The sequence below is a fragment of the Legionella nigrisilvae genome (genome assembly GCF_977063395.2).
In genome coordinates, this window is record NZ_CDRUGZ020000044.1 from 1 (window position 1) to 12,995 (window position 12,995).

The window sequence follows — 12,995 nt, forward strand, 5'->3', positions numbered from 1 at the left end:
AAGCACTCAAAGGTTCTTCAAAGTGCCCACACAGTTTGTCTTCTATCTTCTTAATGAACCTGCCCCGAAGGCGTGCTGCGTATTCTACTGATTTCACTCTCAGTGTCAAACACTTTTTTCATTTTTTCTAAAAAAAATGATGACACTCTGTTTATTGTAAATGCAGCTTGGCAATTCTACGTTTACCAACTTGTATTATATAGGTCTTATTTGTTGATAATACAAGCGTGGGATCCTCAATTTTATCTCCATCTATTTTAACTGCACCTTGTTTTACCAGACGAATCGCTTCTGAAGTACTTTGGGTTAAATTCATTTGCTTTAATAATTGAGCTAAAGAAAGCGGCTCTTTGGTGGTTATGGTTTGTTCCTCTAAATCTTCAGGGATAATGCCTTTTTGAAATCGCTCTATAAATTCTTTGTGTGCATGTTCCGCTTGGGATTGGTCGTGGAAACGTGCAACAATTTCTTTAGCAAAATCAATTTTTACATCCCTAGGATTCGCACCATTCAGTACTGAAGTCTTTGAAGCCTGAATTTCCTTACCTGTTTTAAAGCTTAATAAATCTATATAGCGCCACATTAATTCATCCGATATCGACATAATTTTACCGAACATATCGGATGCTGGCTCACTAATACCAATATAATTATCCAGTGACTTAGACATTTTCTTCACCCCATCTAAGCCTTCAATCAATGGAGTCATCATCACAACTTGTGGCTCAAGCCCATAATGCTTTTGCAATTCACGGCCCATTAATAAATTAAATTTCTGATCCGAACCACCCAGCTCAATATCGGCTTTGAGCGCAACAGAATCATATCCCTGAAGTAAAGGATATAAAAACTCATGAATTGCGATGGGCTGACCTGTGGTGTAGCGCTTATTAAAATCATCACGCTCTAACATACGAGCTACTGTATGGGTAGCGGCCAAACGAATTAAATCTGTGGCATTAAATTTTGCAAGCCAATGAGAGTTAAATGCTACTCGTGTTTTATGAGGATCTAAAATTTTAAAAACCTGCTCTTGATAGGTCTTAGCATTATTAAGAACCGTTTCTGGGCTAAGCGGCAAACGAGTTACATTCTTCCCAGTTGGATCGCCAATCATCGCCGTAAAATCACCAATTAAAAAAATGACCTCATGACCATATTGTTGAAATTGCCGTAGTTTATTAAGTAATACAGTATGTCCCAAATGCAAATCAGGTGCAGTGGGATCAAAGCCTGCTTTTATTTTTAAGGGAGTTCCTTTTTGTAATTTTTTTTCCAATTCATGCTGGGGAAGTACCTCTTCACAGCCCCTTACAAGCTCGGAACAAACTGAATCTTCAACTATCATGACATCAAAACCTTTATAAATGATTGACCTATCTTCTCACACCGAGTATCTTAGCCCGGTTGGCAATTTCCTGCCATACCTAATAGGTGATTTAAGATAATTTGTCACCCGAAATTTAATAAATGCAGACAATAGCATGATTCCGGATGGCAATGTATAGGCAAACAATGGATAAAAAACCTTATATATATATCGAAAAAAGAAAAACGAATAAAAATAAAAAATCTAATCCATCTAAGGTATTAATGGGTTTTGCCTTGATTATTGCCTTTTCGCTACCCTATTTCCTTGTAAAAAAGTTTTCCCATAATCCACACCAGATCCCTACAACTCAGTCTATTGCCTTACCCGATCTTGATGAGGATGAAGAGTATCAAGATGAAACTTATTCAGAAAATCCATTTCAGAATGAAGCAGAACAAATTGTTGAAGAGTCAAAGCCCGATCTTACGGAAGAAACCGCTAAAACTGTTGTAGAAAACGCTGTTAAAACGGTTCAGCCCGTTAAAAAGATTACCAAGGACAATGAATGGCAAACCCTCAGGCCTCGATCTGGTGACTCCATGGCCACTATTTTTAAGCGTCTTGGGTTAACTGCCCAAAATCTACAATTAGTTATGCAAAAAAACCCCTATGCTAAAGCTCTAACCGCAATAAAACCCAGTCAAGAATTGAAATTTCTAATTAATAAGAATAAGTTGGAAAAATTAATTATCCCGATGAACACAATACAAACACTTACAGTGTATAGGGATGGAGCCGTTTATAAAACAAAAGTTGATTCCAAAAAAGTAAAAACCCAAGAGCGTTATGTTACAGGTGTAGTCAAAGGTTCCTTATTCGGCACAGCCCAACAGTTAGGGATCCCCAGAAAATTAATTCAGCAAATGACTACAATCTTACGTAAAGAAATAGATTTTTCGCGTTCTGTTCGTAGTGGAGATAAATTTTCTATTGCCTATGAAACGTTATATGTAGAAGAGAAAATGGTGGGTATAGGCGATGTTGTTGCCGTGAGCTATACCAACCAAGGTAAAACCGCTGAGGCTGTACGCCATATTAGTAGAAATGGTACGCGAGACTACTATACTCCTAAAGGAGAAAGCTTTAAAAAAGCATTCTCACGATATCCCATTAAATTTAGCCATATCAGTTCAACTTTTACCACTTCAAGATATCATCCCATATTACACTACAAGAGAGCCCACAAAGGAATCGATCTTGCAGCGCCCATAGGAACTCCTATTCAATCGGTTGGTGATGGGACAATTGTTAATATCGGTAGACATAATGGCTACGGTAATATGATTGAGGTCAAACATGATAAAACATATAGCACGCTTTATGGGCACATGCTTCGATTTGCAAAAGGTCTATCTAAAGGAAGCAGAATAAGACGAGGACAAGTTATTGGCTATGTAGGTCAAACTGGTCTTGCCACCGGGCCTCATTGCCATTATGAACTCCATGTCCATAATCAACCAAGAAACCCAACGACAACCTATTTGCCTACAGCATCCCCTGTTCCTGCGCGGGAAATGGCTCAATTCAAGGCAAAGGTGCGTAATGTGTTTGCTCATATGAAATCAATGGAAAAAACCAAGTATGCCCGCAAAAGCAAAAGTAAAGGCAAGAAAAAAACAAAAATGGGCTAATCTACAGAGCGCATGAGTCGGCGTGCGCCAACTCTTCGAGCTTGCCATTTAGCTCTGCATGGGGTGCTGTCAATGAAAAAACTCTTAGGGTTTCTCATCCGAATAAATAGCGACAAACTACTACTGACGCAATAATTCCGGCCAGATCAGCCAGTAAACCAGCGGGGATAGCATGTCGTGTGCGTCGGATTCCTACAGAGCCAAAATATACGGCAATAACATAAAATGTGGTTTCGGTACTTCCCATCATCGTTGCTGCAATTTTGGCAATGAGTGAATCTCCCCCATGTTGGTGAATCAATTCTGCCATCATCCCTGTTGAAGCACTTCCAGAAAAGGGCCGAATCAAAGCCAAGGGTAATACTTCTGGCGGCATGCCAATCATCGCTAAAAGTGGCGCCAGAAGATTGGCCATTAAACTAAAGAAACCTGAGGCCCTGAGCATACCTATAGCAACTATCATTGCGATCAAATAAGGTACTACGCTTAAAATCGTATCAAAACCTTGTTTCGCACCCACAATAAATGCGTCAAATACGTTAATTTTTTTTACTGCTGCAGCATATAAAGGAATTCCAACAACAAAAACTAAAAGCATCCAATTGGACAATTGATTGGCAAACCCACTCATAAGCTATTTTTCCCTTCAACACGAAACATCGGTAATTTTGCCAATTGTTTTACAGAAATAATGGCAACCAAAGTAGAAATGCTCGTTGCGATCAATGAACTGACTATAACGCTGCTTGGATTCGTACTTCCATTTGTCGCCAAATAGGCAATTGCCGTCGCAGGAATTAATTGTACGCTCGAAGTGTTTATTGCTAAGAAAGTACACATAGAATTTGTCGCAATTTTGGTGTGCTGATTCAGTGTTTGTAGTTCTTTCATTGCTTGAAGTCCAAATGGAGTTGCTGCGTTGGCAAGACCCAGCATATTTGCAGCAATATTCATAGTCATCGCCCCCATTGCGGGATGTTCCGTAGGAATATCTGGGAATAATCGTCTTAAAATCGGTCGAAGTATTTTTCCCAATAAGGAAACCAGGCCGGACTCATTTGCTATAGACATAATCCCCAGCCATAACGACATAATTCCTGCTAGACCAAGAGCGATTTCAAAGCCTATTTTTGCCGATTCTGTGACAGCACGTGCGACCTCATCAATACGTCCTTCAATTACGCCAACAACTACAGAAAGTAGTATCATTCCTAGCCAAATTAAATTGAGCATCCTTGCCTCCACACTTTGGAACGGGTTAAAATGTAGTCTTTACTTGGCTTGAGATAGAAATAACGAATGAAGTACACACTTACTCCCTTAAAACATCTGACAGTTATAGCCTGTTTTTTCATTTCTTTTCCAAGTCATGCTTTTGACTCAGATAGTACTCAAAAACAAGCTAACTCCTCAATAGAAGAACTATATCATAGACTGGGCAGCATGCCGAATAGTTCCATGTCTGACAGAATAGATTGGGTCAGTAGCCAATTTTTAGGCGTACCATATGTCCTTGGCTCCTTAGGGGAAGGACCAGAGGCTCGATACGATCAATACCCACAATACCGTGTTGATGCGTTCGATTGTGATACCTACGTTAACACAGTTGTCTCATTAGCGATGGCCAATTCGCTTACATCGTTTCAACAATGCATAAAAAATATACGCTATAAGAACGGGACTGTTTCTTATCTACAACGTAACCATTTTACCGGCCTGGATTGGAATCATAATAATCAGCGAAATGGAATTCTCAGAGACATTACACTTACTATAAAAGATCAAAATAACCAACCCGTAGCCAAAGTTGCTGATGCACTCGTTAATAAACCCAATTGGTATGCCTATAAAACTGTTGGAACCATCAGATTAGCAAACGGTGATAAGGGGAAAGAAGAGGAACGATTAGTTGAATTAAAAAGGAAGGGAGCCCAATTGGAAACTATTTCCGAAGAAGTTCCTTATCTTCCCCTCACTACTTTATTTTTGGAAAAAAATAAACCCAATATGTATTTATTCGCCCAAATTCCTAATGGTGCCATCATCGAAATCGTAAGACCAAATTGGGATATAAGTCAAAAAATCGGTACTGCATTAAATATTTCGCATTTAGGTTTTGCAATTCGAAATAAGGGTCAATTATATTTTCGACAAGCTTCGTCAGAATACGGAAAAGTAGTTGATGTTCCATTGATTGAATATCTTGAAAAAGTAATAGATAGCCCAACCATTAAAGGAATAAACGTCCAAATTGTTGTACCAGCACAACCATTAAAAGACTGTAAGCTGCCTGTTTGAAATCAAACATAATTTGAGTACACTATCCTCACTTTTTTTGTAGTATTTTTCGAGTTATTATAGGGAACATTTTTATATTAGTGTCATTGCTTATAGTGCCATTCCGCCCTGGCGGGAATAAATCCCACAAATTAATTCCGTACTTTGTTTTATGAGATATTCCCAGCCAGCGCGAAAAATGACACTGTGTTTAAAAAATGACGACAGTTCAGGTAAACTACAATCAAAACGTAGTCTGGGTGAGCGCAGCCCAGGTTAATTAAATTCCCGGGTTGCATTGCGCTTTACCCAGGTATCCAGACATCAGGGATCCATAAAATGAATTACGGATTAACGCAAAAACCAAATTTCTCAAGTAGTGAATGCCTTGTTCTTGGAGTATTTTCTGATGCTGAACTATCTAATCTTGCCCTAAGTAAGGAACATTATGGTTTAGTCAGTAGACTGATTAAAAAAACACCTGAACCGGGTGATATGCTATGGCATCATGATCTGGAGGGTAGTTTATTAATCATTCAATGTGGTGAACAAGCCAAATTTACGCCCTCTCAGCTTAAAAAAAGAGTTACTGAGATTACTGGAGCTTTAATCAAACATCGGGTTCGTTCTGCCACAATATGTTTGCCACAGATACCTCAATATTCAGCAGATTGGCAACTGGAGCAAATGATTATTCAGATCGACAATCAACGCTACCAATTACTCGATTTTAAAAAGAAAAAAGCCAAACCACATCAATTGGAAACAATAACTTTTTATTTGCCAAATGCGAGTGAAGAAGGATTAAAATTAGGTCAATCCATTGCAGCAGGTGTTGAATTAACCCGCCATCTGGCTAATATGCCCGCCAATATATGTACTCCTACCTATTTGGGGGAGCAAGCAATACAATTAGCTAAAGAATTTGCACAAAATATGAACTGCAAAGTGATGGGACCGGATGAAATGCATCAGATGGGTATGGAAACCTTATTAGCAGTAGCACAGGGTTCAGCCCAACCTCCAAGACTCATAGATATCCATTACAAAGGAGCAAATGATGCACCTCCAATAATTCTGGTAGGCAAAGGAATAACTTTTGATTCCGGTGGATTATCCATCAAGCCAGCCAATGCAATGGACGAAATGAAATATGATATGTCTGGCGCTGCCAGTGTGCTAGGTACTTTAAAAGCATGCGCTTTGCTAAAGCTACCTGTTCACGTGATTGGTTTAATTGCCAGCGCGGAAAATATGGTGAGTGGCACTTCCGTTAAATCCGGTGATATTGTTACCAGCATGTCGGGACAGACAGTAGAAATCATTAATACCGATGCAGAGGGTCGTTTGGTTTTGGCCGATGCACTGACTTATGCAGAGCGTTATCACCCGCAATTTGTCATCGATGTGGCAACGCTTACAGGCGGAATTATTGTGGCGTTGGGTACTGTTGCATCAGGTTTTATGACTCAGGATGAAGAGCTAGCAAAATTGATTGAGGATGCTGCTAAGGAAAGTAATGATAGAGTCTGGCGTATGCCTTTAGATGATGAATATCAAGACGCCCTGGATAGCCCTCTAGCTGATATGATCAATGCAGGCTTTGATCGTACTGCAAGTAGCATCACAGCTGCTTGTTTTTTGTCTCGGTTTACAGAAAAGTATCGCTGGGCCCATTTAGATATAGCAGGTACAGCATGGATTTTTGGAAAAAATCGTAATGCCACGGGCAGACCAGTTCCTTTACTAACTCAGATAATACGCCATGCCATCAATTCGCATTGATTTTTATTTATTAGCGAGCGACCAAAATGATCTACGTTGGTCGGTTGCTTGTCGACTTTTGGAAAAAGCTTATGCTAAAGGCCATAAGGTTTACGTATTGTGTAACAACAAACATGATGCAGAACTTCTCGATGAACTCCTGTGGACTTTTAAAGACGACAGCTTTATTCCACATAATTTACAAGGCGAAGGCCCTGAGCCCCCGCCTCCAATTCAGATCGGTTATGAACGCGAACCTCGAGGATTCAACGACATCTTGCTGAATCTTGCGGATTATATTCCAGATTTTTACTCCAAATTCAAACGAGTTATGCAAATTGTTGCCAATGTAGAAACGGAGAAAGAATTAAGTCGCGCACAGTACCGAGAGTATCGAGCTAAAGGATGTGAATTGCATACGCATCAAATTGAATTGAAGTAACGCTATCCTGTCATTCCTAGGGCTGGCGCAAGGGTAGCATCCACAAGTGGTGTCAGTATAATTCTAGTATGAGCATTTAGCCTGAGGTGAAGCGCAGGGACCGGCGGATGAAGAATTTCATCCAAAAAAGCTGGGTCCGCTGCTGAACCAAGGCCACACATAATTCACTTTAATCCCAAAGTACATCTTTATCTTTTTTTATAGCAGCTTGCAGTAAATTTATTAAAGGAACGGCTCGCTTTGACAAACTTATTTCCGGTTCATTTTCATCATCATCTTCGACAACTTTTTTTTCTTTTGTAAGTCCAGTCTGTAACTTTGCCAAAGCTTCAGGAAGATTTTCCGATTTGATAGCCCCAGGAATAGTACCGCTATGTCCCATTAAAGAAAGCAGACGCTTAGCTACCTCTTCAAAATAAGTTATATCTTCATAAGCATCTGTATGAAATGTTATTAACATCAAAATCTCCTTTTAAACTCAACTTTTACGTTATCCATAAACCTTTAGTAAATATTCTGCAACCGTATGTAAGCCCATTGCTTCCCCACCTTCGGGTTTTCCTGGTCGATTACCTAAATTCCATGCCATAATATCAAAATGCATCCAAGGTATAGATTTCCCTACGAAACGTTGCAGAAATAATCCTGCGACAATCGCCCCTGCATAAGGGTGATCACTAGAGTTCGCTAAATCAGCTACATTTGAGCGAAGCAACTCTTCATAAGGTGCAAATAAAGGCAATCGCCAGATGGGATCAACCACTTTATAAGAAGCCTCTGTTACTTCTGCAGCTAAGTGATCGTCATTCGTAAACAGCGCGGCAATCTCCGTACCGACTGAAACACGAGCAGCTCCTGTTAAAGTCGCAAAATCTATCAGTAAATCCGGTTGTTCTTCGCATGCTTTGACTAAAGCATCTGCTAAAACCAACCGTCCTTCCGCATCTGTATTATGTACTTCCACAGTTAAACCGTTACGCATGGTTAAAACGTCACCAGGCCTAAATGCGTCCGGTCCAATAGAGTTTTCTACAGCAGGTATAAACATTTGGAGGCGTATGGGTAAATTCCGCGTCATAATCCATTGCGCAAGACCTATCACATGGGCAGCACCTCCCATATCTTTTTTCATTAATCGCATCCCCGAGGCGGATTTAATATCCAGACCACCGCTATCGAAACAAACCCCTTTACCTACAAGAGTGATACGAGGATTTTTTTCCTCGCCCCAAGTTAATGACAACAAGCGGGGTTCTGATTTAGAGGCACGCCCAACAGCATGAATTGCTGGAAAATTATTCTTAAGTAATTCCTCACCGACCCATTGTGTGAATTGAGCTTTATGTGTTTCAGCTAATTGCTCAACCACCTCAGCTAATTCTTTGGGGCCTAAATCACTTGTGGGTTTGTTAATCAAATCCCTTACTAAAAAATGAGCCTGTGCTAATGCCAAAATTGGATTTAAATCATCTGGATGAACGATTAATCGACGTGGTTGAGTTTCTTGCTTTTTATATGCTTCAAAACGATATTGCGCCAAAGCCCAACTTATTGCTCCTTCTTGGGAACATACCCCTTGTACCTGATAAACATTAGGAGGAACAACTAATGCCGCATTGGCTAAAGCCTGGCTCTGATTCCCATCACCGGTGCCTATATAGACTTTATCAATCAAACCATCTGCATTCTGGATAAAACAAGAATCACATATTTTTCCTTTAAATTGGTACAAGGAAAGGCAATTCTGTATCGCCGGAGGAAGTATACAAAGCTCCTCTTCCCATTGACTTTGTGAAATCAAATAAAGTGGAATAGCTCTTTCAAATTGAGTCTCATAAAATAAGTTTGCTTGCATGTTTTATTCCTTCACTTGACCACGAAAATGGGCAGGTCTAAGCCCTGTTAATCCCAGAACGAACAAATAAATGATTACTGCAGTTACAACATGGGCAGACAGCACGCTTAAACGCATTACAGGCGAAAAACTAAGCCAGTAACTCACTGTACCACTCATTAAAATTAAATAAATGCCAATTGCTATATTAGCAATAAGTAATTGCATACTGTACTTTAACCATCCAGGAGAAGGTTTGAAAACCTCTCGTTTAATCAATAAATATAATAAAGTACCGCAATTAACATAACCTGCCAATGCGGAAGCTAAAGTCAGACCAGCATGGGCAAAATGCCAAATAAAAATAGAGCATAATACGGTATTTACGATCATAGATATCGCACCTACCTTAACTGGAGTGCTAATGTCTTGTCGGGCATAAAACCCAGAGGCCAATACTTTGACCATCATAAAAGCAGGTACACCGGCTCCCAGGGTAATTAAGCTTTTTTGAGTTTGAATTACGTCATAAGCAGTAAATTTTCCATAGGCAAAGCAACTCGCAATTAATGGCATAGAGAATAAGCACAAACCTAACCCTGCTGGAATTCCTATAAGCAAAATGGAACGCAATCCCCAATCTAAGGCACTTGAATATTGGCTAATACTTTGTTCCGTATGCCTCCGAGATAGATGGGGAAGAATCACAGTTGCAATCGCCACACCAAAGACTCCCAATGGAAAATCGGTAAGGCGGTCGGTGTAATATAACCAGGACACACTTCCAACTTTTAAAAAGGATGCAAAAATACTATCAACCATTAAATTAAGTTGAGCAATAGAAACACCAAACAAAGCAGGAATCATCAACTTAAGCACTTTATTCACTCCAGCATCATTTCTGACTAACTGAGGTTTTACTAATAAACTGCGTTGATGCAAAAATGGAATTTGAAAAAGCAATTGCGCAATGCCAGCAATAAGAACGCCCCAAGCCAAACCTATTACAGGTGTGGGCAAATGAGGACATAAATAGATCGCTGCAAGAATCATACTGATATTCAGTAATACCGGGGTAAATGCAGGGATTGCAAAATAGCCATAAGTATTTAATACCGCACCAGCCATTGCTGTTAGCGAAACGAGCATTAAGAAGGGAAAAGTTATACGCAACATTTCCGTAGCCAATACTGCACGGTCACTGTCATGACTAAAACCAGGAGCAAATAAAAAAATAATCACGGGTGCAGCAAATATCCCGATTAAAGTGACAACACTAAGAATTGTGCCCAAATATCCTGAAATACGCGCTATAAAAATCCGCACATCGGTGGGAGATCGAGTTTTTTGATACTCAGCAAGGACAGGAACAAACGCTTGAGCAAATGCTCCTTCTGCAAAAAGACGACGCATAAAGTTAGGAATGCGGAATGCGACAAAAAAAGCATCCATCCCAGCTTGAGCACCAAAAAAATTGGCGAGCACCATATCACGTACAAAACCTACAATACGTGAAATAAAGGTCATTACTGAAACCAATGTTGTTGAACGTAATAAGCTCTGCCTTTTAGGGACCATAATCTCTGTTTCTGTTGCGGACATAATTTTTTATACTGGGCAAATACCTTATAATATCCTAAATAAATCAACTGTCATAATTCTAAATGGTAAGTTTCGGTCATTAAACTGACTTTCCAGGGATAATTGGAACTTGCTATCGCCGCATTAATTTGAGCATAATTGACACATACCGTCATAGAGTGAATCAATTTATACTTTAGAAACAAAGAAGTCTATTGACAAATTCTAACTCATTGTGCATGATCATCATCTTTTTGTACCATCTGAATGAGTGGAGATTTTTAAGTGGCAAATATTAAATCAGCGATCAAACGTGCTCGCCAAAACGTAAAACTACGTCAACACAACGCCAGTGCACGTTCTATGTTCCGCACTTACATCAAAAATGTAATTAAAGCTGTTGAATCAGGTGATAAAGAAGCCGCGAATGCAGCATTCACCAAAGCGCAACCTATTATTGATAAAGCGGCTTGTAAAGGTTTAATTCATAAAAATAAAGCTGCTCGTATTAAAAGTCGTCTAGTAGCTCGTGTTAAGGCAATGGCTGCTTAATCAATAATCCGAATCTATCGAACTGGTAATTCCGGTTCGATTTCTTTTCCTCCTTCAATAATAGTGCAATCCTAATAGCGTCTCTTTTTATCTTATTCTATGATTTTATAGCAGACATATTTACAACACTGAATTACCCGGGTTATAGCATGCGCCTCACCCAGGGTCGGATCATGCTAATTAATAACAGATAATGTCACCATTTCAGGGGGTTCTTCATTCTGCAAATAAGATCTTCCAATTATCTTGCATAAACTGATTTTATCTTCGGTCGATAAATAAGCAGCTAAGGCTTCCAGCACATTATAATCTTCTGCGTCTTCTATTGTAGACGTCTCAGAAGGATATTCATCATAGATCGACCAATCATCTACTACTGCCATATAAAGAGAATTAAAAAGCAATTTCGCCCTCTTAATTTTATCTTGTAATTTTTTTTCTTCACAACTTCTCGGTAGAGAAAAGAAACTAAGAATTGAGCCTTGCCAACCTGTTGCTTTAGTTTCATTCTTGAGCTGAACAGTAGCAAATGCCTTATAACAGGAAATAATACGCTGGATTAAACTCTCTTGATATTCTTTGTACTTTTCAGGTAAAGATGCATTTCTTATTAACCACTCCAAACGCTGCAACCGACTGACAATGTTTTTCACTTCATCACGATATGTTTCATCTATTTTAAATAGATTTTCAGTATCCTCTGATAATTTATCAAAACATTGTGGGGGTACACTCCAATATAATTTAACTTCTTTATCTTGTTTCTTATCTCGATAAAAAACTTCTTTACCTGATGCTTTTTTATGAGTGTGTAAGGGGCCTTCGCTATGCAAAAGAATAGGTTCTAAACCGGGGATCAATCGTGGCAAAGAGGAGTTTTTAAATGGAGCAAGTTGTTCCTCAGATAATATTCCTTCCAAAAGCGAAACTGCCCTCGTTTTGCAGGTATTGGAATTTTTCAGACTGGGTCCTGCTAAATCAAAGGATAAACGGAAATCAAAAGGCTTGAGCCTAGAAGGACGTCCTTCAATTCTTGCTTTTATCTGTTCGATTTCAAAAATTTGTCTCGAATAGGCCTCTTCTTGATAAACTCTTCCTTTTTTTGAAGGATCTGTTTTAAAATTTTGGCCATCCCCTATTACTTCTTTAATAGCCGCCTCCTGCTCTGCTACAGCCTTTGCACATCTTTTTTGTAACAGTTCAAAATTATCCTGATCCAGCTCAAAAGTATATCCGTGTAATCCATGCCCAAGATCCATGAAACGTACTTCCTCGTTGATTAACATCCCATGATTTCCTTGAAAATCAACATCTAAATGGTATTTGTTTTTGAATTGCTCGAACCAACTACTTTTATCTCCAGTACTGGTAACTCCATAAAAGCCCCAAGCCTCAACAACCTCGAGCAATTGTTTGTTTTCATCCAGCATCGATAGAAAAAAAGAGCCATGCCAAAAAGGATTCCCGCCTACAGTATGATCAAATACGCAAAAAGTTATCGTATATTTCATGGTGACACTCCTGTCAATTGTTAGACTTTCT

General features: G+C 39.3%; 12 protein-coding genes. 5 read left to right on the top strand and 7 right to left on the bottom strand.

Annotated elements, in window-relative coordinates; genetic code table 11:
* Positions 1-151: 151 nt before the first annotated feature.
* Positions 152-1,348: a tyrosine--tRNA ligase gene (tyrS, locus tag ACWTE2_RS32305; protein ID WP_454785994.1), complete on the bottom strand. Its 1,197-nt coding sequence runs from the start codon at positions 1,346-1,348 to the stop codon at positions 152-154.
* Positions 1,349-1,515: 167 nt separating this feature from the next.
* Here tyrS and ACWTE2_RS32310 point away from each other — a divergent pair, with 167 nt between their 5' ends.
* Positions 1,516-3,003 carry a M23 family metallopeptidase gene (locus tag ACWTE2_RS32310; protein ID WP_454785995.1) on the top strand — a complete coding sequence of 496 codons (1,488 nt, stop codon included), beginning with the start codon at positions 1,516-1,518 and terminating at the stop codon, positions 3,001-3,003.
* Between the two features lie 94 nt (positions 3,004-3,097).
* Here ACWTE2_RS32310 and ACWTE2_RS32315 read toward each other — a convergent pair whose 3' ends face one another.
* Together ACWTE2_RS32315 and ACWTE2_RS32320 are read right to left on the bottom strand one after the other, a co-directional pair.
* Positions 3,098-3,634: a spore maturation protein gene (locus ACWTE2_RS32315; protein WP_454785996.1), complete on the bottom strand. Its 537-nt coding sequence runs from the start codon at positions 3,632-3,634 to the stop codon at positions 3,098-3,100.
* Positions 3,631-4,236 carry a nucleoside recognition domain-containing protein gene (locus ACWTE2_RS32320; RefSeq protein WP_182391412.1) on the bottom strand — a complete coding sequence of 202 codons (606 nt, stop codon included), beginning with the start codon at positions 4,234-4,236 and terminating at the stop codon, positions 3,631-3,633. The genes ACWTE2_RS32315 and ACWTE2_RS32320 overlap by 4 nt, the downstream gene beginning before the upstream one ends.
* A gap of 66 nt (positions 4,237-4,302) precedes the next feature.
* On the opposite strand from ACWTE2_RS32320, the gene ACWTE2_RS32325 reads away from it, so the two are divergent.
* The 3 genes from ACWTE2_RS32325 to ACWTE2_RS32335 all read left to right on the top strand — a co-directional run bounded on the left by ACWTE2_RS32325 (position 4,303) and on the right by ACWTE2_RS32335 (position 7,486).
* A complete protein-coding gene (locus ACWTE2_RS32325; protein ID WP_454785997.1) occupies positions 4,303-5,301 on the top strand; it encodes an N-acetylmuramoyl-L-alanine amidase-like domain-containing protein in 999 nt (332 codons plus the stop codon).
* Between the two features lie 318 nt (positions 5,302-5,619).
* Entirely contained in the window at positions 5,620-7,065 is a 1,446-nt protein-coding gene (locus ACWTE2_RS32330; RefSeq protein WP_454785998.1) for a leucyl aminopeptidase, read from the top strand.
* Positions 7,046-7,486 (top strand): DNA polymerase III subunit chi, encoded by a 441-nt coding sequence (locus ACWTE2_RS32335; RefSeq protein ID WP_454785999.1) that lies wholly within the window; start codon positions 7,046-7,048, stop codon positions 7,484-7,486. The genes ACWTE2_RS32330 and ACWTE2_RS32335 overlap by 20 nt, the downstream gene beginning before the upstream one ends.
* Positions 7,487-7,655: 169 nt before the next feature.
* Here the strand turns inward: ACWTE2_RS32335 and ACWTE2_RS32340 are convergent, their stop codons facing one another.
* Genes ACWTE2_RS32340 through murJ form a run of 3 tightly spaced genes read right to left on the bottom strand, consistent with a single transcriptional unit; the run spans position 7,656 to position 10,922 of the window.
* The gene (locus ACWTE2_RS32340; protein WP_182391416.1) at positions 7,656-7,946 is read right to left on the bottom strand and encodes a DUF1840 domain-containing protein; all 291 of its coding nucleotides are present in this window, start codon (positions 7,944-7,946) and stop codon (positions 7,656-7,658) included.
* Positions 7,947-7,976: 30 nt separating this feature from the next.
* Positions 7,977-9,341, bottom strand: coding sequence for a leucyl aminopeptidase family protein (locus ACWTE2_RS32345; RefSeq protein WP_454786000.1), 1,365 nt, complete (start codon positions 9,339-9,341; stop codon positions 7,977-7,979).
* Positions 9,342-9,344: 3 nt separating this feature from the next.
* A complete protein-coding gene (murJ, locus tag ACWTE2_RS32350) occupies positions 9,345-10,922 on the bottom strand; it encodes a murein biosynthesis integral membrane protein MurJ (protein WP_454786001.1) in 1,578 nt (525 codons plus the stop codon).
* A gap of 264 nt (positions 10,923-11,186) precedes the next feature.
* Here murJ and rpsT point away from each other — a divergent pair, with 264 nt between their 5' ends.
* The gene (rpsT, locus tag ACWTE2_RS32355; RefSeq protein ID WP_182391419.1) at positions 11,187-11,453 is read left to right on the top strand and encodes a 30S ribosomal protein S20; all 267 of its coding nucleotides are present in this window, start codon (positions 11,187-11,189) and stop codon (positions 11,451-11,453) included.
* 176 nt (positions 11,454-11,629) lie between these two features.
* On the opposite strand, the gene ACWTE2_RS32360 is transcribed toward rpsT, so the two are convergent.
* A complete protein-coding gene (locus tag ACWTE2_RS32360) occupies positions 11,630-12,964 on the bottom strand; it encodes a DUF4586 domain-containing protein (RefSeq protein WP_454786002.1) in 1,335 nt (444 codons plus the stop codon).
* Positions 12,965-12,995: the final 31 nt, after the last annotated feature.

Excerpts from the sequence above, each read along its gene's own strand:
- ACWTE2_RS32320 (WP_182391412.1), bottom strand. The coding sequence starts at position 4,236 with ATGCTCAATTTAATTTGGCTAGGAATGATACTACTTTCTGTAGTTGTT.
- ACWTE2_RS32325 (WP_454785997.1), top strand. The coding sequence starts at position 4,303 with ATGAAGTACACACTTACTCCCTTAAAACATCTGACAGTTATAGCCTGT.
- ACWTE2_RS32340 (WP_182391416.1), bottom strand. The coding sequence starts at position 7,946 with ATGTTAATAACATTTCATACAGATGCTTATGAAGATATAACTTATTTT.
- ACWTE2_RS32315 (WP_454785996.1), bottom strand. The coding sequence starts at position 3,634 with ATGAGTGGGTTTGCCAATCAATTGTCCAATTGGATGCTTTTAGTTTTT.
- ACWTE2_RS32330 (WP_454785998.1), top strand. The coding sequence starts at position 5,620 with ATGAATTACGGATTAACGCAAAAACCAAATTTCTCAAGTAGTGAATGC.
- ACWTE2_RS32360 (WP_454786002.1), bottom strand. The coding sequence starts at position 12,964 with ATGAAATATACGATAACTTTTTGCGTATTTGATCATACTGTAGGCGGG.
- ACWTE2_RS32345 (WP_454786000.1), bottom strand. The coding sequence starts at position 9,341 with ATGCAAGCAAACTTATTTTATGAGACTCAATTTGAAAGAGCTATTCCA.
- murJ (WP_454786001.1), bottom strand. The coding sequence starts at position 10,922 with ATGTCCGCAACAGAAACAGAGATTATGGTCCCTAAAAGGCAGAGCTTA.
- ACWTE2_RS32310 (WP_454785995.1), top strand. The coding sequence starts at position 1,516 with ATGGATAAAAAACCTTATATATATATCGAAAAAAGAAAAACGAATAAA.
- tyrS (WP_454785994.1), bottom strand. The coding sequence starts at position 1,348 with ATGATAGTTGAAGATTCAGTTTGTTCCGAGCTTGTAAGGGGCTGTGAA.
- ACWTE2_RS32335 (WP_454785999.1), top strand. The coding sequence starts at position 7,046 with ATGCCATCAATTCGCATTGATTTTTATTTATTAGCGAGCGACCAAAAT.